Raw genomic sequence first — 23,663 nt, forward strand, 5'->3', positions numbered from 1 at the left:
TATTTGGTGTATATTATTTATTCTTTACTACTGATGCCATAAATTCACCTTCCGAAACGATGGTATCGCCTACAAAAGCTGTTCCCTTCATATTGGCCATCCCCCTGCGGAACTCTGTTAAAAGCTCAAGCTTGAAGATGATCGTATCACCTGGCACAACTTTCTTACGCAATTTCACATTATCGATCTTAAGGAAATAGGTGCTGTACGACCCCGGGTCTTCCAATTGACTTAATATGAAAATCCCACCGGCCTGTGCCATTGCTTCGATCTGAAGAACTGCAGGCATTACCGGCTCATCAGGGAAGTGACCCACGAAAAAAGGCTCATTCATCGTTACATTTTTAATCCCGATAATGTGCTTTTCTCCCAATTCAATGATCTTATCGATCAATAAAAACGGCGGTCGGTGCGGCAATAGTCTTTTAATATCGTTTATGTCACAAACAGGCTCCTTATTAGGATCATAAACAGGCACTTCAGGCTTAAGAGCACGCTTTTTAATTTCCTTACGGATAAGCTTGGCAAACTCAACATTTGCCATATGACCTGGTCGACTTGCAATAATACGACCCTTGATCGGCATTCCACACAATGCAAGGTCACCTATTACATCTAATAATTTATGACGCGCCGGTTCGTTCGGGTAAACCAATTCGATATTATTTAATATACCCGTCGGACGAACTTCAACGCGAGGCTGATTAAATAAGTCAGCCAGTTTATCTAACTCTTCCTGACTTACTTCTTTATCGATAATAATAATGGCATTATCCAGGTCGCCACCTTTGATTAAATTGTTTTTCAAAAGCGGTTCCAGCTCATGCAAAAAGACAAAAGTACGACAGGCAGATACTTCTTTTTCAAAATCATCCAGGCTATCAAGAGTGGCATATTGATTAGATAAAAGAAGAGATTTATCGAAGGAGATCTTAACATCGGCACTAAACTCATCATCAGGCAAAGCCATTATTTTAATGCCACGCTCTTCATCCTCAAACACCATCTTTTCTTTTACAACAAAATACTGGCGCTCTTCATCCTGCTCTTCTATTCCGGCATTTTTAATTGCTTCCACAAAAAACTTGGAACTACCATCTAATATTGGTGCTTCAGGACCATCTACTTCAATCAGGCAGTTATCTATTTTTAAAGCTGTCAGTGCAGCGAGACAATGTTCAATGGTGCTAACTTTTGCTTCTCCTTTTTGAAGAACAGTTCCACGCTGAGTAAAGGCTACATTGTCAGCCAATGCATCAATAACCGGCTGTCCTTCCAGATCAATTCGTTTGAACTTATAACCATGATTAACCGGAGCCGGCATCAAGGTAAAATTAACATTAACTCCTGTGTGTAAACCCGTTCCTTTTAATGTCACAGGTGCTTTTATGGTCTTTTGCTTTTCTGTCATAACTTTGGTCACTCAACAATATGATTTTGTTTCCTGCTTCTTATTTCAAATTATCTATATCACGTTGTAACTGATTAACCTGGCTTTTCAACTCAGGCAAACGTCTGAAAACGGCAGAAGCTTTATAGAACTGTTTTACATCCATAACTGGTGAACCCATCAGTGTTTCACCTTCTTTTTTGATAGTACCTCCAACACCTGCCTGAGCTCCGATCTTTGTTTCGTCGGCGATATTGATGTGACCACCAATACCAACCTGACCGCCAAACATACAGTTTTTACCAATTTTAGCAGAACCGGCAACACCAGTCTGAGCTGCAATAACTGTATTCTCACCAACTTCAACGTTATGGGCTACCTGAATCAGATTATCAAGCTTAACGCCTTTTTGTATAACCGTTGAACCCATTGTCGCACGGTCTATTGTAGTGTTTGCGCCTATTTCTACATGGTCATTTAATATGACGTTACCAATTTGCGCTACTTTCTTATATTCATTTTCAGAATTAGGGGCAAATCCAAAACCATCACTACCAATTACTGCACCGGCATGAATGGTACATGACTTACCTATAACACAGTTTTTGTACACTTTAACTCCTGCATACACAACAGTATCATCGCCAATCTTAACATTATCACCAATGTAAGCCTGTGGGTAAATCTTTACATTATTACCAATAACAACATTATCACCTACATAGGCAAAGGCTCCCACATAGGCAAAGTCACCGATTGTAGCTGACTCTGAAACAAATGAGGGTTGTTCAACGCCTGTTTTCTGAGGCTGACTCTGTTCATACATCTCCAAAAGCTGAGCAAGGGCTTCATATGCATTTGGAACACGTATCAGTGTCGCTTTAATTTCCTTTTCTGCTTCAAAGGAGTCATTAACGATCACCACCTCTGCATTGGTGGTATAGATGTACTGGCTGTATTTTGGATTAGCTAGAAAGGTAAGCGTTTCGGGTTTACCTTCTTCTATTTTAGATACATTTCTAACAATAGCTTCTTCGTTTCCTTCTACCTTGCCATTCAATAATTCGGCAATCTGACCGGCTGTAAACTTCATATGTCTAAACTATGTTTTCTAAAATGACATACGGAACCCATCATTCATACTTCTCAACATCAAGAGAAAACTACAAACGACAAGTTTCATCTAAACAATAATTTGTTAGTCAACTCATTACATCATTTTAAAAAGCAACAATACATTGAATTTTAAGCAGATGATTAATGAGCTAAACGTCAAAAATTTGGTGCAAATCTAGTAAATATATTTACTTTAGAAAAGTGCCTTTACTGTTTGCAACTTATCTTCAATACTCTTCGGATAGCATATATAATGTTTCCTAACTGTTTTCCCTAAAACTGAAAGGTTAAGCATATCCGATGCTTTAGCAATATCTTTTAGTTCATTATTATTAAATAATATCTCAATTTTATCATCTTTTACACTGTAGGCATTATTGGTAATTGTATCGCTGAAAACAAAATACCTCGCGACCTTTGTCGACTTTAAACCAAATACTTCCATTGTTGCTTCCCTGATCACCTTCACCACTTCAGGTTTAATTGGTCGTTCAGAGATTTTAATACGCCAAAGCTTTCGGTTAACAAAGCCCTGGGCGAGCGTTGATAAAATAACATCAGGGTGCTGCGTCCATGTTTTGATCGAGCACATTATATCATCATCATCAAGCATGGTGAAATTTGTTAAAACACTTTCGTTTTTATAAAAATCATCCAACCTGGGCATGTTTTCCATAAAATACAATAAATGGGGCGGGGCAAAAACCTCTTCTCCTTTTGATATCAGCTTGCGGGCTCTTTTTAAGAGGTGAACCAACATCTGTTCGGCAGCCAATGCTGTTTTATGCAGATAGACCTGCCAGTACATTAAACGTCTGGCAACAAGAAATTTCTCAATGGAATAAATACCTTTTGATTCTATCACAAGTTTATCATCGACCACATGAAGCATCTTGATGATTCGGTCAGAACCAATAACACCCTCTGATACACCTGAGAAGAAACTATCACGTTTTAAATAATCAAGTCTGTCCATATCCAGTTGACTCGACACTAACTGATGCAGGAATTTCTTTGGATAAGTATTGTTGAATATTTCTATGGCGATATCCAGTTGCCCATTAAATTCATGGTTTAACTTATGCATCATCATTTGAGAGATGTCTTCATGAGCCACTTCAACAAGTGAATGTTCCAATACGTGACTAAATGGACCATGCCCGATATCATGGAGTAAAATGGCAGCATGAACGGCCTGCGACTCATCTTCTGTAATCTCCAATCCCTTTGCCTGAAGCGTTTCAACCGCAGAGGTCATCAAATGCATTGCCCCCATGGCATGCTGAAAACGGGTATGCATAGCACCTGGGTAAACCAAATGGGTCAGCCCCAATTGCTTAATCCTTCTCAAACGCTGGAAATAAGGATGCTCGATCAGATCATATAGTAAGTCGTAAGGCACTTTAATAAAGCCATGCACAGGGTCATTAACAATCTTTCTTTTATTCACATTCAACAATTTAAATGTCAAGTCAACAATATACAAAATTCCGTTTATTGTAATCTCAAATTAAGTATCAACAAATTAAAATAGTGCCCGATATGTCAAAAATTGCGAATAAAGTATCTCAAGAGCTATTCTCACAATTATCCATTTGGATTAATCTACTATTATTACTATTTTTGCGCTTGATTTACCGAGGGATTGACTTAGGGGACAACGTAGTCCCCTATTTTATTAAACAAAAAACATGATTAAAGAATCTTTAATACAGGGTATAATTGACGAAAAGCTTCAGGAAGATGGAATGTTTCTTGTTGAGCTGGCAGTAAAACCTGGGAATAAGATACTTGTAATAGTGGATCATGATAATGGAGTACCTATCAGCTATTGTATTGAATTGAGTAAATTCATTGAAGCAGGACTTGATCGTGATGAAGAAGATTTTGAATTGGAAGTTGCCTCTGCTGGTATAGGTCAGCCATTTAAGGTTAAGCGACAATACCAGAAAAACATTGGCCGTGATGTGGAAGTATTAACATCTGAAGGTAAAAAATTCAGTGGCAAACTCACCGCTGTTGCCGACGACACATTTAGTGTTGAAATTGAGGAAAAAGTGAAGGTGGAAGGCAAGAAGCGCAAGGAATTGCAGGTGAGAACGGTAAGTTGTAAATTTGACGAAGTAAAACAGGTAAAAGACATTATATCTTTTTAAATATTCCTTAGGATATGGAAAATATTAATCTGATAGATACGTTTTCGGAGTTTAAAGAACTCAAGAATATTGATCGTGCAACCATGATCAGTGTATTGGAAGATTCATTTCGTAGCGTTCTGATCAAACGATTTGGAACGGATGAGAATTTTGACGTCATCATTAATGACGACAAAGGAGACTTTGAAATATGGCGTAACCGCGAGGTGGTGAAAGATGAAGATTTAGAAGATGACAACCTTCAAATTTCTCTGTCGGAAGCCAAAAAAATAGACGATGATTACGAACTGGGTGAAGAAGTAACCGATGAAGTTAAGTTCCTTGACTTTGGTCGTAGAGCAATTTTAAGCCTTCGCCAAAACTTATCAGCTCGTATCCTTGAATTGGAAAAAGACAATATTTACCATGCATACAAAGATCGCGTGGGTGATATTGTAACAGGTGAAGTTTACCAGATATGGAAACGCGAAATCCTGATTATTGATGATGAAGGTAATGAACTTATTTTGCCAAAAGCAGAGCAAATTCCTTCAGACTTTTTCCGTAAAGGTGATAATGTTCGTGCGGTTGTTGTTAAGGTTGAAATCCGCAACAACAATCCTTTAATTATTCTGTCACGTACCTCTCCGGTATTCCTTGAGCGTTTGTTCGAACTTGAGGTGCCTGAGATTTTCGACGGACTAATTACTATTAAAAAGATCGTTCGCGTACCAGGTGAAAGAGCTAAAGTAGCTGTTGAGTCTTACGATGAGCGCATTGATCCTGTTGGAGCTTGTGTGGGTATGAAAGGTTCGCGTATCCATGGGATAGTTCGTGAGTTAAGAAATGAAAACATTGACGTAATTAACTACACAAGCAACACACAACTATTTATTCAACGTGCATTAAACCCGGCCAAAATCACCAACATCAAGATCCTTGAAGAAGAAGGAAGAGCTGAAGTTTACCTTCGTCCTGAAGAGGTGTCGCTTGCCATTGGTAAGGGTGGTCTTAACATCCGTCTAGCCGGTCAGCTAACAGGTTATGAACTGGATGTATACCGTGAGGCTGAAGAAGATGAAGAAGATGTGAAGTTGGATGAATTTGCTGATGAAATTGAAAGCTGGGTATTGGATGAGCTTAAAGCCATTGGTTGTGACACAGCCAAATCGGTATTGGACCTATCTAATGAAGACCTGGTTAAGAGAACTGATTTAGAAGAGGAAACAATTCAGGAAGTTAGGGATATATTAAGCGCTGAATTTGAATAATTCGCTATATTTGCCCGCAAGAATTGAATCCAAAAAAAGAAAAATTATAAGAAGAGTCCTGTTATATGGCAGTTGGAAAAAGACTTAGTAAAGTAGCACGAGAGTTCAATGTTGGACACCACACCATTGTGGAGTTCCTGCAGAAGAAAGGTTTCAAGGTAGAAACCAATCCGAATACAAAAATCTCGGAAGAGATGTATTCTCTTCTGTCACAAGAATATCGTGGCGATTCACATGTTAAAAAAGAGTCGGAAAAACTGGCTAAATTAAAGGAGAAATCGAAGAAAGAGTCGATTTCACTTTCTGATATCAGAGATGATATTGAGCCAGCTAAAGAAAAAGAAAAACCGGCTGAAAAACCGGCTGCCAAGGATGAATCCGGACCTAAAGTAGTTGGTAAAGTTGACTTAGACGCTTTAAAGCCTAAGAAAAAAGAGACTCCAGCCCCTGCTCCAAAGCCGGAAGCTAAAGCTGAAGAAGCACCTAAAAAGGATGCGCCTAAGGAGGAAGCTCCCAAGCAGGAAGCACCTAAAAAGGTTGAAAAGCCTGTGGAGAAAAAGGTGGAGAAGAAACCTGTTAAAAAGCCGGAACATATTCCTACTAAAGTAGAACCAGCTGAAGAAATGAAGGTGGTTGGTAAAATCGACCTGAACCCAAAATCAGGTAAACCAGCTGAAAAACCTCAGAAAGAAAAAGCACAGCCAAAACCGGAAGTGAAGAAAGAAACACCAGCTCCCAAACCTGCAGCAGAAGTTAAACCAAAGCCTGTTGCAGATGCTAAACCAGCCGAAAAAGCTACTGATAAGCAAGAAGAAAAGCCTGCTGAAGAAGATACTTTCAGGGCAACTCAGGTAAAAAAATTATCTGGTCCAACAGTGATCGGTAAAATTGAATTACCTAAAACACCTGCTAAATCAGATAATAAATCAGCGGCTGATAAAAACGCCAACAAGAAGCGCAAGCGTAAGCGCATCAAAAAAGATAAAGAGAAGGTTGACATTAACCAGAAGCAACAGCAGCAAGGTGGCGAAAACAAACAACAAGGTGGTGGAGGTCAAAGAAATGACAATCGCCCACAAAGACAACGTCCCGCACGCGTTAAGAAGCGTCCTGTAAAAGCCGAGGTTAACGAGGAAGATGTACAAAAGCAAATTAAGGATACTTTAGCACGCTTAACTTCTAAAGGTAAAAGCAAAGGTGCTAAACACCGTCGTGAAAAACGTGAAATGCAGTCTCAGCGTCAACAAGCTGAGATGGAGCAAGCAGACAAGGAAAAGTCAATATTGAAAGTTACTGAGTTTGTAACTGCAAACGAATTGGCTAACATGATGGAAGTACAGGTGAACCAAATTATTGCAACCTGTATGAGCTTAGGTATGTTCGTTTCCATCAACCAGCGTTTGGATGCTGAAACATTGGCACTGGTCGCAGAAGAATTTGGTTATACCATTGAATTCGTAAGTGCTGAAGTTGTAGAATCCATTATTGAAGAGGAGGACAAAGAGGAAGATTTACAAGATCGACCTCCAATTGTTACTGTAATGGGTCACGTTGACCACGGTAAAACGTCTTTACTTGACCACATCCGTCAGGCTAACGTTATTGCCGGTGAGGCAGGTGGTATCACACAGCACATTGGCGCATACAGTGTAACACGTGAAGATGGTCGTCAAATTACATTCCTTGATACACCGGGTCACGAAGCCTTTACAGCTATGCGTGCAAGGGGTGCCCAGGTAACCGATATCGCAATTATTATTGTTGCGGCTGATGACAATGTCATGCCTCAGACTGTGGAAGCAATTAACCATGCCGCTGCAGCAGGTGTACCTATTGTGTTTGCCATTAACAAAATTGACAAACCGGGTGCCAACCCAGATCGAATTAAAGAAGAGCTGGCTAACATGAACTACCTTGTTGAAGACTGGGGTGGTAAATATCAGTGCCAGGAGATTTCAGCCAAGAATGGTGTTAACATCGATGAACTGCTTGAAAAAGTACTTCTTGAAGCCGACCTTCTTGAGTTGAAAGCGAATCCAAATAAACGTGCAGTTGGTTCTGTAATTGAATCATCATTAGATAAAGGACGTGGTTATGTAACCACATTGCTTGTTCAGAGCGGAACAATGCGTGTTGGTGATATGATGTTGTCTGGTTCACACTTTGGTCACGTTAAAGCGATGTTTAACGAGCGTAACCAGAAGGTTGATGAAGTAGGTCCGTCAGAACCGGCGTTAGTACTTGGTTTAAACGGTGCACCTCAGGCCGGTGAGCGTTTTAATATCATGGAAGACGAACGCGAAGCAAAAGATATTGCAACCAAGCGTGAGCAATTACAGCGTGAGCAGGGAATGAGAACCAAGAAGCACATTACACTTGATGAAATTGGTCGTCGTATCGCCATTGGTAACTTCCAGGAGTTGAATGTTATCGTGAAAGGTGACGTGGATGGTTCTATCGAGGCTCTTTCAGACTCGTTGATCAAACTTTCTACTGAAGAAATTCAGGTGAACGTCATTCACAAAGCTGTAGGTCAGATCTCAGAATCAGATATCATGTTAGCGACTGCATCAAACGCGATCGTAATTGGTTTCCAGGTACGTCCGTCTATGGCAGCCCGACGCATTGCTGAGAAAGAAGAGATCGACATCCGCCTTTACTCTATCATCTACGATGCTATTGAGGAATTGAAATCGGCAATGGAAGGTATGTTATCACCTGAAATTAAAGAGGAAATTACCGCTACCATCGAAATTCGCGAGACCTTCAAGATCACGAAGGTTGGTACAATTGCCGGATGTATGGTGAAAGAAGGAAAGATCAAGCGTACCAATAAAGTCCGATTGATTCGCGAAGGAATTGTGGTTTACACAGGTGAACTGGGTTCTCTGAAACGCTTTAAAGACGATGTAAAAGAAGTAGCTGCAGGTTACGAATGTGGATTGAACATTGAAAAATACAACGACATTAAAGTTGGTGATATTGTTGAAGCTTACGAAGAAGTTGAAGTAAGCCGTAAATTATAAAACAGTTATAAGTCATATACAAAAAATGGTCATCCAATCGGATGACCATTTTTGTTTTATGATCCTTAAGTTGAAAACTATATTAAACCAGACTTAAGCAGGTTTTCCAAATCCTCGGGTGTATCTATACCATGCGACTCCTCAATCGTTTCCTCTACCCTTATGGAGTACCCGTTTTCAAGCCAGCGCAACTGCTCTAAGGACTCTGCTCCTTCCAGCTCCCCTATTGCCAGTTTAGTTATTTCAAACAGTACATCGGCCCTGTAACCATACAAACCAACATGGTTGAAGTACTGATGCTTTTCATGCCAGACACTTTCATCCTCTCCTCTTAAATAAGGAATGGGCGAACGACTAAAATACAAGGCTCGCTTATCCTTGCTTAAAACAACTTTGGGTTTGTTGGGATTAAATAAGTCTGCCGACTGAGCAACCGGCTTCACCAAAGTGGCCAGTTCAGTTGTTTCATCATCAAAACAACCAGCTACTGACGCAATCTGTTTAGGGCTGATAAAAGGTTCATCACCCTGTATATTGATCACGGCATAAAAATCACGCTGCTCAAGCTCTTTAATCTTGCTCAAGGCTTCAGCACAGCGGTCTGTCCCGCTCTGGTGATCCACTGAAGTCATCACTACTTTGCCACCGAACCCGGCAACTGCTTTCTCAATTCGTTCATCATCCGTTGCTACATATACACAATCCAATTCTTTGCAGGCTTGTTCGTATACACGCTGTACCATTAGCTTCCCGCCAATATCGGCCAATGGCTTTCCCGGAAAACGCGTGGAAGCATACCTGGCCGGAATAATTCCTAGTATCTGTTTTGTCATCACCTTCATTTTTTGCTAACACAAATGTATCAAGTTATGCCAACTATACATTTATCACGACCCTTTATTTTTTACCTCACTGAACCAAATATCATGTGTCATCATAAAGAAGAAATACAACTCCTTAAACCCATTTTTAACAAAATTTGTTGGCTTACATATAAATGAATAGCTACAGAATTGTAACTTTGTCAGGTTTTCTGCAATTTTAGCAGGCTTATTTGATGATAGCAGAAGGGAATGGATTTACAACAGATCAAACAACGATTCGGAATAATTGGTAATTCTTTTGGACTTAACCGCGCCATTGATGTTGCGGTACAGGTAGCTCCAACTGATCTATCGGTTTTAATAACAGGTGAAAGTGGAACAGGTAAAGAGGTGATGCCACAAATCATCCATCAATCGAGTGCCCGTAAGCACGGCTCTTATATTGCTGTTAACTGCGGGGCTATTCCTGAAGGAACGATTGACTCTGAACTATTTGGCCATGAAAAAGGAGCTTTTACCGGTGCACTATCCGACCGCAAGGGCTATTTTGAAGAAGCCAATGGCGGTACTATTTTTCTGGATGAGATTGGTGAACTTCCTCTTAACACGCAGGTGAGACTGCTACGCGTATTGGAAGCCGGTGAATTTATAAAGGTGGGCTCATCAAAGGTACTTAAAACAGATGTTCGTGTGGTGGCTGCCACCAATGTTAAAATGGAACAAGCCATAAAAGAAGGCAAATTTCGTGAAGATTTGTATTACCGCCTGAATAGCGTACCTATCTCAATTCCCCCATTACGAGAAAGAGCAGATGACATTTATTTGTTATTCAGAAAATTTGCCAATGATTTTGCCACACGTTATCGCATGCCTGCAATCCGTTTAACCAACGATGCGAAGGAGTTGCTTTTGCGCTATCGCTGGCCGGGAAACATTCGCCAATTGAAAAATATCACCGAACAAATATCCGTTATTGAACAACAACGTGAAATTAACGGGGAAACCATTACGAAATATCTGCCATACCACTCAGGAGATAATTTACCGGCCATCATTACCGATCATAAAAAGGAAGAATCGGACTTCAGTAACGAGCGTGAAATTTTATACAAGGTGTTGTTCGATATGAAGAATGACATGAATGATTTAAAGAAGCTGGTACTGGACCTGATGGAGAATGATGGTGTTAATGCCCAGGGCGAGCATGCTCATATCATTCAAAAACTTTATCAGAGTGAAGATGGGGACTTTGTGCCTGATAACAACAGGCAGCCTGTCACCTATCAACAACCCGTTCATGAAGAGCACCATGAATCTATTCAGGATACGGAAGAGTTTGTTGAAGAATCACTTTCATTGGCTGATAAGGAAATTGAATTAATAAAAAAAGCGCTTGATAAATACAATGGCCGCCGCAAACAGGCTGCTGTAGAATTAGGAATTTCTGAGCGTACCTTATATCGTAAAATTAAAGAATATCAGATAGAACGATGAATAAATTAATTATCATAGCAAGCGTATGTCTGTCATTAATTGTGAGTGCATGCTCCATTAATATGACGATGAGCGGTGCTTCCATTCCGGAAAATATTAACACCTTTTCGGTGCAATATTTCGACAACCGCGCTCCATTGATCAACCCGGTTTTAAGTCAAAACTTCACAGAAGGATTAAAGGACCGTATATCAAATGAATCGCGTCTAAACCTGGTTAACGGAACGGGAGATGTTGACTTCTCAGGGGAAATAACCGGTTATAGTGTTCGCCCAATGGCTATTCAGGCCGACGCTGTATCGGCTGAAACACGTTTAAGCATGACCATAAAGGTGCGTTATAAAAATTATAAAGATCCTAAACTTAACTGGGAAAGTTCATTCTCGGCATTTCGCGATTTTGAATCATCACAGAATATCAATGCCATTGAAAATGAATTAACATCTGAGATGATCGAAGAGATCACAGAGAATATTTTCAACAAAGCATTTGCCGATTGGTAGAATAGTATTGTCTTTGATTTTATGAAGAAAACAGAGTTTTTTGATCTAGTAGCTGAACCGGCATTACTCAATGAGGAATCATTACCTGCATTGAATGAAATCGTTGAGGAATTCCCTTGGTTTCAGACAGGACGCATGCTATTGATCAAGAACCTTCATACAATTGAACATCTGCGTTTTAACGGAGAGCTTAAGCATTCGGCTGCATTTATTGCAGACAGAAAACGACTTTTTGAGCTTATTCACAACCACCCTGTTCCTTCTGTTGAAGAGAAAAATGAAGTCGAGCCGGTTCAGGAGACCATTGAAGAACAGCAGGTAGAAAAAAGAGCAGAAAGCAAGAGTTCATCTGTTGGTATTACAACGAAAGTAAGTTCTATCGCTGACTATTTTCAGGCAGATGATGTTTATGAGACAGTCGATGGTGGTCAGATTGATTTCTCTGTCATGTCTGATGACAAAACTGAAAAGGAAGAAGCATCATCAATGGTGATGCCCAGTGTTGACTTTTTGGGTTATGAGTCATCTGAATTTGTTGGATATGAGTTGAAAGAAAGCATTGATCCGGATGAGAAAAAGGACGAAAGCCATTCATTCTCCGACTGGTTAACCATGCTTCGACATGCGCCGGTGCAATCAGAAGAAAAACCTGTCAAGAAAAAATCACAACAAATTATTGACAATTTCCTGCAGATCGAATCACCCAAAATCAAGCCAACACCTAACAAGCAGGAGTCGAAAGCCAAGGCGAATAGCGCATTTGACGAAGATTCAGACAGCAACTCTGATGATTTAATGTCAGAAACTTTAGCTGATATCTACATTAAGCAAAAGCACTATGATAAAGCAATTGGGATATATGAAAAGCTAGGTTTGAAATATCCCGAAAAAAATGCTTACTTTGCACGTCGAATTAGCGACTTAGAAAAATTAACAAATTAAATAATTGAGCGAGATATGTATACTTTTGTTTCGATATTAGTAATCTTAGTAAGTATCTTTTTAATCCTTATTGTTTTGGTTCAGAACTCTAAGGGAGGTGGTTTAGCATCAAACTTCTCATCACAAAACCAGGTGATGGGTGTTCGTAAAACAACTGATTTCCTTGAAAAAGCAACCTGGACTATGGCTGCTGCCTTATTAGTATTATCATTTGTAGCTGTAATGGTACTACCAAAAGGTCAGATGACTGGTGCTGAAATTGATGAGAAATTAAACACTTTACCATCACAGCAGCAGGAAGTACCGGCATTCCCAACTCCTGCACAAGGTGAAGAAACTACAGAAGAAGCTCCTGCACAAGACGCAGAGTAATCATTAAGATTCTGAAAATATTAGAGAGGAAATCCAATCGGGTTTCCTCTTTTTCGTTTAATAACATTCCAATTCTTCAGATGATTCTTAACAATCATTGTTAAGCATCCGATGAGTAAAAACTACAGGCGGATTGTATCCCTGCGGAATTGTTTTCTTCCAAGCTGTAAATAGCAGACTGCAGGTCTGCCATATCATAGCCCGGGGTAACAACAATTGTTCTTCGCGCACTTCTGAACCATGCACCGGAATAGTAAATACGGGGTTGTGTGGTCAATAGGCAGTTCGACGATTCCACAATTTGACAAAACAATTTATCATTACGATCCATTCACAAATAGTTTAGTTGCTTATTCATTTGTGTAATTTGAGCAATTTGTAGTTGCATAAACAATGTCTATATGACATTTAACAATAATCCACCTGGCTTAGTCTCAAAATTCTGAAATTTACATTTTTACCCTAAAAACTTTCTTCGGTAAACAATAAAGGCTTCTTCGGTAATTCCTTGGGGCTTCTTCGGTATTTCTTCGGAACCGCTTCGGATCAACCTCGCTGCCAGCGAGGTTGATCCCGAAGAAGGCCCCTGATTGGTACAAAACAGGCTCCTTTTTGAATGGGACTAGCCAGGAGGCGAATTTGATATTATTTTGATAAATAGCAACTATCCGTTATCTCCTGTATTCCATAAATCAAACGATTTTTATCACACCCACGCAATAGAGTTGGATGCCGATATATCAGCTAAAAGTATTTACCGATGATATTAGTGCCCATGCATCAAACGAAATCTTGTAATCAGAGATTTCTCATTAGAATAAATGTATTGGTATCCCGATAACCCTATTCATAAATCAGCGATACATGACAGCCCGGATTGATCAATCTGCAATTTTGACCATGTGTCATCCCTACGCTTGTCAGTTATCTGCAAAAAAGTCAGTGAATCTTATAAAAATATGTCATAAATTGCTTTGGCATACTTTGTGAGAAAAAAGCAATCGTAAAAATCAAAAACAACATTAAAAATTAACAGATATGTCAGAATTAAAAGGAAGAATCTTAGCCGGTAAGATTTTGGTTAAGCCTCAGGCAGCTGAAACAACAACAGCAAGCGGAATTATCATTCCTGATTCAGCCAAAGAAAAACCACTTCAGGGTGAAGTTGTATTGGTTGGTGATGCCAAGAAAGACGAAGCTATGGAAGTTAAAATTGGTGATAAGGTATTGTATGGCAAATACGGAGGTACTGAAATATCAATTGAAGGCGAAGACTACTTGTTGATTTCACAATCTGATGTATTATACATCCTTTAATAAATAAGCCTGGTTGAGTAGCGATATACAACATCTGACTACCACCAATCCGCGATAGCTATCGCGACTTACAAACTATTAATAAAAACAAAAATGGCTAAAGAAATAAAATTCAATATTGAAGCTCGCGACCTTCTGAAAGAAGGTGTTGACGCGTTGGCTGATGCAGTGAAAGTTACATTGGGACCAAAAGGTCGCAACGTAGTAATCGATCGTAAATTTGGTGCTCCATCTATCACTAAAGATGGTGTATCGGTAGCTAAAGAAGTTGAGTTATCTGATCCTTATGCTAACATGGGTGCTCAAATGGTAAAAGAAGTAGCTTCTAAAACCGGTGATGATGCTGGTGATGGTACTACTACTGCTACTGTTTTAGCTCAGTCAATTATCAATGTTGGTTTGAAAAACGTAACAGCTGGTGCTAACCCAATGGAATTAAAAAGGGGTATTGATAAAGCTGTTGCTGCTATTGTTGCCAACATCAAGTCACAGGCCCAGGTAGTTGGTGAACACAGCGAAAAAATTGAGCAGGTTGCTACTATCTCAGCTAACAACGACAACGAAATTGGTAAGTTGATCGCAGAGGCGATGGAAAAAGTTAGCAAAGAAGGTGTTATCACTGTTGAAGAAGCAAAAGGTACTGAAACTACTGTTGAAGTGGTTGAAGGTATGCAGTTTGACCGTGGTTATATTTCTCCATACTTTGTTACTAACACTGACAAGATGGAAGCTGACCTTGAGAATCCATTCATCCTGATCCACGACAAGAAGATTTCTACAATGAAAGATCTTCTTCCTGTTCTTGAGCAAACAGCACAGAGTGGTCGTCCGTTAATGATCATCGCTGAAGATGTGGATGGTGAAGCATTAGCGACTTTGGTTGTTAACCGTTTACGTGGTTCATTAAAAGTAGCAGCGGTTAAAGCTCCTGGTTTTGGTGATCGTCGTAAAGAAATGTTGCAGGATCTTGCCGTACTAACTGGTGGTACTGTTATCTCAGAAGAGACCGGCTTAAAATTGGAAGCTGCAACAATTGACATGTTAGGTCAGGCTGAAAAAGTAACTATCGATAAAGAAAATACAACTGTTGTTAACGGTGCTGGTGAAAAAGAGGCTATTGATGCTCGTGCTAACCAGATCAAAGCTCAGATCGCTAATACAACGTCTGACTATGACCGTGAGAAATTACAGGAGCGTTTAGCTAAGATCGCCGGTGGTGTTGCTGTACTATATGTTGGTGCTGCTTCTGAAGTGGAAATGAAAGAGAAAAAAGACCGTGTTGATGATGCTCTTAGTGCTACCCGCGCTGCTGTTGAAGAAGGTATCGTTGCAGGTGGTGGTGTTACTTACATCCGCTCTATTGCTGCTTTAGCTGATATTACAGGAGAAACTGAAGATGAGCAGACTGGTATCGAGATCATCAAACGTGCTATTGAAGAGCCATTACGCCAGATTGTATTCAATGCTGGTAAAGAAGGTGCAGTAGTAGTACAGAAAGTTGCTGAAGGTGAAGGTGACTTTGGTTACAACGCTCGTTTTGACCGTTACGAAAACTTATTGGAAAGCGGTGTTATCGACCCTGCTAAAGTAACTCGTATCGCTCTCGAGAATGCTGCTTCTATAGCAGGTATGTTCTTAACTACCGAGTGTGTATTGGTTGAAGAAAAAGAAGAGGCTGCTGCAATGCCTCCAATGGGTGGCGCTCCGGGAATGGGTGGCGGCATGCCAGGTATGATGTAAGAATCATCTCAAACAAAATATGGAAGAAGGGAAGTCAAATGACTTCCCTTTTTTTGTATGCTGAGTACGAATCATTAAACAGGTATTAAGGAGGATATCCAAAATGAAGGATATTGCTCGCAAAGAACGCAAATGAAAAAAAACGCAAAGCACGAAAAGTGTTGAAAAATCACATCATATACTTTGTTATCTTGGCGTAATTCTTAGCGGCCTTAGCGTGAAACTTAAAATTCGGACAGCCTCGTTTATTTGGTTGCCATATCATCAAGCAATAGAATTTCGCCTTCCGAGATCAACTGGGTATTCCCAACTTTAAGACTGTGCAAAGGCGCATGAACGCCCATTGAAAACTGGGTACTGACATTACCACCTGCCCATGTATTATCACCAATGAAAAAGGTTAACATACCAGCCATTTCCCAAGATGCATAATGACTGCCACTGGTGTATTTCTGATCACGGTTAATACCGATATCAACAATCGATAAACAGTTTTTGTCTTTGGGATTGGAATCTAAAGCCTCCTTTAGTTTTTCAACATTACCATTGGCCGACAGATCAGTTAAAACGCCTTTTTCAAAGGTCATTTTTAAATCTGTAATTATCTCGCCGTTATATGTGAAATGCGGTATCACTAAGATGCCATTGGCCGATTCCGGATCAACACATGTATAGACTTCACCGGCCGGCAACCATGCTGAAGTTGGTCCGCCATCGTTGTTTAGCTTTGTGCAATTGCCGCAATTGGTACGCACATCGGTACCGGCAAGCTTGAAACTCAGTGACGTTCCTTCTTTACTTGAAACGGCCACTGTAATACCAGGTTTTAAATATGTTTTCAACACATCGCTGTCGATACGCATCATCTCATAGTCTGTATCAATGGCACTCCAGAAATTATTGAGCATGACAGAATATTCCATTCCTACCAGTTTAGCGTATGATTCACTTGGAATACCACCTGTCTGTCCAATTGATACCGATCTGTACTTGGCTGTATTGAGGGCATCCCGCAATGCCATGTTACTCATTCTTAATGCTTTTAACTTTTCTTCAGGCACATCACTGAATAAACCGGGTTGCTGCACTGAGCCTGTTGAAATATAGCAATCAACAACTCTTGCCTGGAATAAAGGATAAGGGTTTACCATGGACAGGTATTCAACTGGCGTTTCCATTATGGCCCGTTTGTTTGCTGATGGCAGGTTTAACTGAATGGAATAATGACCTCCTGCTTTTGATATTTCAACCACCAGGGCTTCGAGTAGTTCCAGTTCGGCCGGTGTCCCTGATACCACAACCATCTCACCTGGCTTAACATCCAGTGACTGATTAACGACCTTATTGGCAATCGATTGATAATTGGGTTTTTCCTGGGCAATGACTGCTATGCTAATACAAGCCACTACCAAAACAAGCAGTTTTTTCATGATAACTAAATTTTGATGATAAGAAAACCGTTGAAAAGAGTACCAGGGCAATAATGAGACTTTGTACAGCAATTAAAAAAGTAATAAAAAAGAATATATGAGCTGCATCAACAGAACCAACAGCCCAAAATTACTTCATAAACCACCTGATGGCAAGTCGTATAAACAAAGACTAGCATTGTGTCATTAATAATATGCTCAGCTGCCAACATCACTGCGTTTATCTTAATCACCTATGGTCAGATTTTAATTAATTGAGTATCTTTGCAGTCCTTGTCAACCGATTGATAAGTTAATTGATTGAAAGTAATTGTAGATGAAGAATATACGTAATTTTTGCATTATTGCTCATATCGACCATGGAAAGAGCACCCTGGCTGACCGCTTGTTAGAATACACCAAAACAGTTTCTGACAAAGACTTACAAGCCCAGGTACTGGATGATATGGATCTGGAGCGCGAGCGTGGAATTACCATCAAGAGTCACGCCATCCAGATGGATTATGAGTTTGAGGGTGAAAAATATGTTTTGAACCTGATTGATACACCGGGACACGTTGACTTTTCATATGAAGTATCTCGTTCTATTGCAGCTTGTGAAGGTGCACTTTTAATTGTTGATGCCACACAGGGTATTCAGGCTCAAACAATCTCCAATCTATACCAGGCCATAGAAAATGACTTGACCATTATTCCGGTATTGAATAAAATGGACTTGCCCAATGCCATGCCTGAAGAAGTGGAAGACCAGATTATTGACCTGATTGGTTGTGACAGAGAAGAAATCATCCGCGCCAGTGGTAAAACAGGTGAAGGCGTTGATGATATAATTGCTGCGCTTATCGATAGAGTTCCGGCTCCTGAAGGTGATAAAGACGCCCCACTGCAGTGTCTGATCTTCGACTCGGTTTTTAATTCGTTCCGTGGCATCATTGCTTATTTTAAAGTTGTAAATGGCAGCATTAAGAAAGGCGATCATGTTAAGTTTTTCAATACTGCAAAAGAATACTATGCCGATGAAGTAGGTGTTCTTCGCTTGGATATGGAGCCCCGCAAAGAGCTGAAAACAGGTGATGTGGGATACATTATTTCGGGTATCAAAACCAGTAAAGAGGTAAAAGTCGGTGATACCATCACCCATGTAAAAGGTGGTTGTAAAGAAGCGATTGGTGGTTTTGAGGAAGTAAAACCAATGGTATTCGCCGGTGTATACCCTATTGATGCTGAAGATTATGAAGATCTTCGTGCAGCAATGGAAAAACTGCAGTTGAACGATGCCTCTTTAACCTACGAACCTGAATCATCTGCTGCACTCGGATTTGGTTTCCGATGCGGATTCCTGGGTTTGTTGCACATGGAAATTATTCAGGAGCGTTTGGATCGTGAATTTGATATGGCGGTTATTACGACCGTTCCTAACGTGCCATATGTGGCTCATACCAAAAAAGGCGAGACCATTGATGTGCATACACCATCGGAATTACCTGAACCAACTGTTTTAGATGTGGTTGAAGAGCCATACATCAGAGCGTCGGTCATTACCAAGTCCGAATACATTGGTCAGATCATGACACTTTGCCTGGGTAAACGCGGTACATTAATGAAGCAGCACTACCTGACTGCCGACCGTGTTGATCTGGAGTTTGAACTGCCCCTGGCCGAGATCGTATTTGACTTCTACGATAAGCTAAAGAGTATCTCTAAAGGATACGCGTCGTTTGACTACCATCCGATTGAATTCAGAGCAGCCAAGCTGGTACGCCTTGATATTCTACTGAATGGTGAAAGTGTGGATGCCCTATCATCACTCATCCACTTTGATAATGCGCAAACATTTGGTCGTCGCATGTGTGAAAAGCTGAAAGAGCTGATACCACGTCAGCAGTTCGACATTGCGATTCAGGCGGCTGTGGGAGCAAAAGTCATTGCCCGCGAAACAGTAAAAGCTGTTCGTAAAGATGTAACAGCCAAGTGTTACGGTGGTGATATATCACGTAAACGTAAGTTATTGGAGAAACAGAAAAAAGGTAAGAAGCGTATGAAGCAGGTAGGTAATGTGGAAGTGCCACAAAAAGCCTTCTTAGCGGTTCTTAAACTCGACTAATATAGAATTGATCCCTGTTGGGATGTGGAAATAACCCGGCCCGTCAGACTTTTGTTTGTCGGGCTTTTTTTCTGCCTATTCATTTTTGTCTCACCTCCACCGGTCCGCATCAATATCATTAAGTTAAGGCCGAATAGAAAAAAAAGCGGATGTTATTTCTAACACCCGCTTAAACAATTAACTAATCAAGTACTTACACCAAAGATAATATCAAACACCTGGTATCAGGCATTCGACAGAACCATTGGTATTATTGGCATGTTCTTTTGGCCGGTCCGATCATGTTTTCCGGCTTTAATATTTCTTTTAACTGATCTTCAGAAAGGATACCTTCTTCCAACACGATCTCGTATACACCTTTTCCTGTTTTTAAGGCCTCTTTGGCTATGCGAGTGCTGTTTTTGTACCCAATGTGCGGGTTAAGAGCCGTAACAATACCAATGCTCTTTAAAACCATGTTTTCACATATATCTTCGTTGGCAGTAATACCATCAATACACTTGATGCGGAGGGTATCCATACCGCGCATTAAAAACTGCATTGATTCAAGGATACTGTGGCACAATACCGGCTCCATTACATTTAACTGTAACTGTCCTGCTTCAGCGGCAAACGTCACTGTTAAGTCGTTTCCAATTACCTTAAAGCAAATCTGGTTCATTACTTCAGGGATTACCGGATTGACCTTACCAGGCATAATGGATGAACCTGGCTGCATAGCAGGCAGATTGATCTCATTGAAACCTGCACGCGGTCCTGATGATAAGATACGAAGGTCGTTACATATCTTCGAGATCTTAACAGCCATGCGCTTTAAGGCCGATGAATAGATGACATATGAACCTGTATCGGGAGTTGCTTCAACCAGGTCGCTTGCCAATACAATAGGATAACCGGTAATATCGTTCAGGTGTCTCACACAGGCTTCTGAATAACCTTCTACCGAGTTAATACCTGTACCAATGGCCGTTGCACCCATGTTCACTTCGCGAAACAGGTTAGCATTTTGTGTCAGGCGCTCAATCTCTTCTGTTAATGTAATGGCAAAAGCACAGAACTCCTGTCCCAATGTCATAGGCACAGCATCCTGCAGCTGTGTGCGTCCCATCTTTATAATGTCGGCAAACTCATTACCTTTCTTCTTAAAGGCCTCTACCAATTGCTGGAGGTGCTCAATCAGGATGTAGTTCATCCTTATTAACGACAGCTTGATAGCTGTTGGGTAAGCATCATTGGTTGATTGAGATAAATTAACAATATCATTGGGTGAACAATACTCATACTGACCTTTTTCGTAGCCCATCAGTTCCAGAGCGCGATTGGCAATCACCTCATTGGCATTCATATTGGTACTTGTACCTGCACCACCCTGAATCATGTCAATGGGAAATTCATTGTCAAACTTACCATCCATGACCTCTTTACAGGCCTGGACCACAGCATTTTTTACTTTATCCTCAACCAAACCCATATCGTGGTTGGCTTTAATAGCCGCCATTTTAACGACTCCCAGAGCCCATATAAAATGACGATATTGGCTCAAACGAGCAGTAGATATATTAAAATTTTCAACCGCACGTTGTGTTTGTACACCATAATATGCATTAACGGGTACTTGCAATTCTCCAATTAAATCGCTTTCAATACGTGTTGCCATAATTCATGTTTTTTAGTTATGTGAATGCAAATGTTGATGTTTTAAAAATTCAAAAACATGTCATTCGTCATCTAAAAAAATGGGGCTGTACATGCCTGAAATCAGTTTATCAGCACGTATGCCCCTCTTTGGGAAAAGTCATTTAATAATCATTGCGATTTTTGTTGAACAATGATTCAAATCTGAACATCTAATTACAATTTGTAAGTTGAGATTTTTTGCGCATTTAAAGGAATTTAACCCTTTTTATGCCGCACAACATCCGCCATTGCTTACACATCACTTTAACCACCTTCAACATTCATAAATCATCAATCATAATTTATCAATCATATAAGCTTTACAATTGAGATAGATGAAATAAAAAAGGTATCTGTAACAGGTTAAAAACCGTGCTACAGATACCTTTTATACGTTCAGGCAACTATGCTTAGTTAACTTTTTTAGAGTACCATTGGTATGTTGTCACAAAGTGAGAACCATTACCTACCTGACCAAACTTGGTGATCTGGTCCTGAATGGAAGCTTCAATGTTCTCTGTATTGTTTGAACGTTCCTTCTCAGGGTAATTAATGCGGCGGGGTCTCCAGCCTTCGGTATCACCACCATTGTGGAATGGTTGTTCGCTGTATGTGCTTGTAGGAACTACCTGTCCAAGAACCAGCTTGTCAATCTCAACATCAGCTGCATCATAAACCGGCATATCCATTTTTTCTGTTCCCGGATATGAACGACCGGTTGACGGATATCCTGGCTGAAGCTCAACATTGGTTCTGTTCCAGATAGCAAAGGCCTCGTAACCACCTTGAGCTGTCATGCATGACTTCCAGCGCTCTCTCCATATTGTCTGGTAATCGATTGTTCCTGACAAAATAGTTGCAATATAATCGGCTGATAGAGCATCATATGAAATTTGTTCGCCTTCGGTAGCCGATTGCTTGGCCATGTATTCACTTACTGATGGTGCCTCAAAATAGGTCGGATACTTTTCTAATGACAACTCAATAGCCTGCTGAAGGTTGGCATTAACCGTGTTAGGTACGGACCATCCACGTAAAGCCGCCTCGGCCAAAATATAGTAGGTCTCGTCTCCGGCAAATAAGAATATTGGAGCATCGCGTTTACCCAGTGTTTCAGGGTTTACAACAGCCATTGTATGAAACTGGTTGTAGCGTGCCGACATATCTTCATTGATAAAGTAGTTACCAAAAACACGCTCTTCATCGCCATTTTCATTTTTAGTGACCATTAAACCGCGAATAGAATAGGATTCTGTTCCACCGCCTCTGATTGGGTTGAAGGTTACAGGGATGAACGGTTCGCCCGGGCGTGCCGCTTCTGCAAAAGCGTCAAACTCTTCCTGACCTGTCCATGCACCAAAACTACTACCCTGGTGAACAGCCTGAGATGCCACATAGAAAATTCGAGGGTCACGATTCTGCTGTGCCTGACGAAGCCACTCTTCACCAACGTAAAGGTAACCGCCGCTTCCACTGATAAGGCTTCCCGCACCATTAACGATCAATCCCCAGTCACCGCCAACATCACCTGTCGGTATCAGGGCAGCATCGGTAATTTCGTTGCTGGTAATATATCCGGCAGCATTGGCAGCAGCTTCTTCCACTGTTGCTTTAGCCCATGCTTCATCAGCATTAACAGCACGCATACCCATTCGTAAGATCAATGAGTTAGCTAATCGTGCCCATGCCTCTTTGCGCTCCTTTGCATCTTCAATACCACCATAAATGATATCGTTGCTTACTTTAAATGGCTCTGAAGCTGTAGACATTAACAGATCCCGCGACTGCTTTAACAAATCAACTCCACCTTTATAGATATCTTCCTGTGTATCGTATGCAGGGTAAAACACTTTATTGTGGAAACCCATTCCCGCCTCTTTAAAAGGCACATCACCGTATAAATCGGTCACACGTTGGAATGAAAACTGTAAAGCAATATTTGCAATAGCCAGTTTGGCATCATTCTCACCTGAGTTATCAGCACTTAATAATTCTCTTAACTCAACACCATGTTTGATGGCATCGGCATACATCTCAACCATTTTGGCTTCGTTGTATGAGTCAACAGTACCGGCAAATGCCTGACCTGAGCGGTATCCGCACTGGAATAATCCTGACAAAGGTCCAGCCATGATCAACGCTCCCCTGTGCTCTTCGTGTGGCGAACCATTGTAGCGCATCCAAACACGTGTCAGCAGGTAACCTTCTTCAATGTCGGTCACTTTATTGGGGTCAGTATTCGTCTTTTCAAAATCGTCTGTACAAGCTGTGCCGAATAAGGTCAGCACCGCTAAAAACATCCAAAATATATTATATTTCATT

Annotated in this window: 17 protein-coding genes; 10 read left to right on the plus strand and 7 right to left on the minus strand. The window is 40.6% G+C overall.

Features of this window, described 5'->3' with window-relative positions; genetic code table 11:
* Positions 1-13 precede the first annotated feature (13 nt).
* The 3 genes from ACRD69_RS01580 to ACRD69_RS01590 form a co-directional block, all read right to left on the minus strand.
* Positions 14-1,411, minus strand: coding sequence for a bifunctional UDP-3-O-[3-hydroxymyristoyl] N-acetylglucosamine deacetylase/3-hydroxyacyl-ACP dehydratase (locus ACRD69_RS01580; RefSeq protein WP_430813303.1), 1,398 nt, complete (start codon positions 1,409-1,411; stop codon positions 14-16).
* 40 nt (positions 1,412-1,451) lie between these two features.
* Positions 1,452-2,483 carry a UDP-3-O-(3-hydroxymyristoyl)glucosamine N-acyltransferase gene (gene lpxD, locus ACRD69_RS01585; RefSeq protein WP_430813304.1) on the minus strand — a complete coding sequence of 344 codons (1,032 nt, stop codon included), beginning with the start codon at positions 2,481-2,483 and terminating at the stop codon, positions 1,452-1,454.
* Between the two features lie 216 nt (positions 2,484-2,699).
* Positions 2,700-3,956: an HD domain-containing protein gene (locus ACRD69_RS01590; RefSeq protein ID WP_430813305.1), complete on the minus strand. Its 1,257-nt coding sequence runs from the start codon at positions 3,954-3,956 to the stop codon at positions 2,700-2,702.
* 241 nt (positions 3,957-4,197) lie between these two features.
* On the opposite strand from ACRD69_RS01590, the gene rimP reads away from it, so the two are divergent.
* The 3 genes from rimP to infB all read left to right on the plus strand — a co-directional run bounded on the left by rimP (position 4,198) and on the right by infB (position 8,938).
* Positions 4,198-4,662: a ribosome assembly cofactor RimP gene (gene rimP, locus ACRD69_RS01595; RefSeq protein WP_430813306.1), complete on the plus strand. Its 465-nt coding sequence runs from the start codon at positions 4,198-4,200 to the stop codon at positions 4,660-4,662.
* A 14-nt stretch (positions 4,663-4,676) separates the two neighbouring features.
* Positions 4,677-5,912: a transcription termination factor NusA gene (nusA, locus tag ACRD69_RS01600; RefSeq protein ID WP_430813307.1), complete on the plus strand. Its 1,236-nt coding sequence runs from the start codon at positions 4,677-4,679 to the stop codon at positions 5,910-5,912.
* Positions 5,913-5,977: 65 nt separating this feature from the next.
* On the plus strand, positions 5,978-8,938 hold the full coding sequence (gene infB / locus ACRD69_RS01605) for a translation initiation factor IF-2 (protein ID WP_430813308.1): 2,961 nt from the start codon (positions 5,978-5,980) through the stop codon (positions 8,936-8,938).
* 77 nt (positions 8,939-9,015) lie between these two features.
* Here the strand turns inward: infB and kdsB are convergent, their stop codons facing one another.
* Positions 9,016-9,771, minus strand: coding sequence for a 3-deoxy-manno-octulosonate cytidylyltransferase (kdsB, locus tag ACRD69_RS01610; protein WP_430813309.1), 756 nt, complete (start codon positions 9,769-9,771; stop codon positions 9,016-9,018).
* Between the two features lie 240 nt (positions 9,772-10,011).
* Between kdsB and ACRD69_RS01615 the strand changes: the two genes are divergently transcribed.
* The 6 genes from ACRD69_RS01615 (at position 10,012) to groL (ending at position 16,130) form a co-directional block, all read left to right on the plus strand.
* A complete protein-coding gene (locus tag ACRD69_RS01615; RefSeq protein WP_430813310.1) occupies positions 10,012-11,256 on the plus strand; it encodes a sigma-54 interaction domain-containing protein in 1,245 nt (414 codons plus the stop codon).
* Positions 11,253-11,759 (plus strand): LptE family protein, encoded by a 507-nt coding sequence (locus ACRD69_RS01620; protein WP_430813311.1) that lies wholly within the window; start codon positions 11,253-11,255, stop codon positions 11,757-11,759. The genes ACRD69_RS01615 and ACRD69_RS01620 overlap by 4 nt, the downstream gene beginning before the upstream one ends.
* A gap of 21 nt (positions 11,760-11,780) precedes the next feature.
* Entirely contained in the window at positions 11,781-12,701 is a 921-nt protein-coding gene (locus ACRD69_RS01625; protein ID WP_430813312.1) for a tetratricopeptide repeat protein, read from the plus strand.
* A gap of 75 nt (positions 12,702-12,776) precedes the next feature.
* The gene (secG, locus tag ACRD69_RS01630; protein ID WP_430813313.1) at positions 12,777-13,073 is read left to right on the plus strand and encodes a preprotein translocase subunit SecG; all 297 of its coding nucleotides are present in this window, start codon (positions 12,777-12,779) and stop codon (positions 13,071-13,073) included.
* Positions 13,074-14,111: 1,038 nt separating this feature from the next.
* Positions 14,112-14,390: a co-chaperone GroES gene (locus tag ACRD69_RS01635; protein WP_430813314.1), complete on the plus strand. Its 279-nt coding sequence runs from the start codon at positions 14,112-14,114 to the stop codon at positions 14,388-14,390.
* Positions 14,391-14,483: 93 nt separating this feature from the next.
* A complete protein-coding gene (groL, locus tag ACRD69_RS01640) occupies positions 14,484-16,130 on the plus strand; it encodes a chaperonin GroEL (protein WP_430813315.1) in 1,647 nt (548 codons plus the stop codon).
* 245 nt (positions 16,131-16,375) lie between these two features.
* Here the strand turns inward: groL and ACRD69_RS01645 are convergent, their stop codons facing one another.
* On the minus strand, positions 16,376-17,560 hold the full coding sequence (locus ACRD69_RS01645; RefSeq protein ID WP_430813316.1) for an aminopeptidase: 1,185 nt from the start codon (positions 17,558-17,560) through the stop codon (positions 16,376-16,378).
* Between the two features lie 316 nt (positions 17,561-17,876).
* Between ACRD69_RS01645 and lepA the strand changes: the two genes are divergently transcribed.
* Complete coding sequence (gene lepA, locus ACRD69_RS01650) at positions 17,877-19,664, plus strand: translation elongation factor 4 (protein WP_430813317.1); 1,788 nt, start codon at positions 17,877-17,879, stop codon at positions 19,662-19,664.
* Between the two features lie 250 nt (positions 19,665-19,914).
* Here the strand turns inward: lepA and aspA are convergent, their stop codons facing one another.
* Positions 19,915-21,321 (minus strand): aspartate ammonia-lyase, encoded by a 1,407-nt coding sequence (gene aspA / locus ACRD69_RS01655; RefSeq protein WP_430813318.1) that lies wholly within the window; start codon positions 21,319-21,321, stop codon positions 19,915-19,917.
* Positions 21,322-21,751: 430 nt separating this feature from the next.
* Positions 21,752-23,662 carry a SusD/RagB family nutrient-binding outer membrane lipoprotein gene (locus tag ACRD69_RS01660; protein ID WP_430813319.1) on the minus strand — a complete coding sequence of 637 codons (1,911 nt, stop codon included), beginning with the start codon at positions 23,660-23,662 and terminating at the stop codon, positions 21,752-21,754.
* Position 23,663 lies beyond the last annotated feature (1 nt).

The sequence above is a fragment of the Carboxylicivirga agarovorans genome (assembly GCF_050589845.1).
Lineage (GTDB): Bacteria > Bacteroidota > Bacteroidia > Bacteroidales > Marinilabiliaceae > Carboxylicivirga > Carboxylicivirga agarovorans.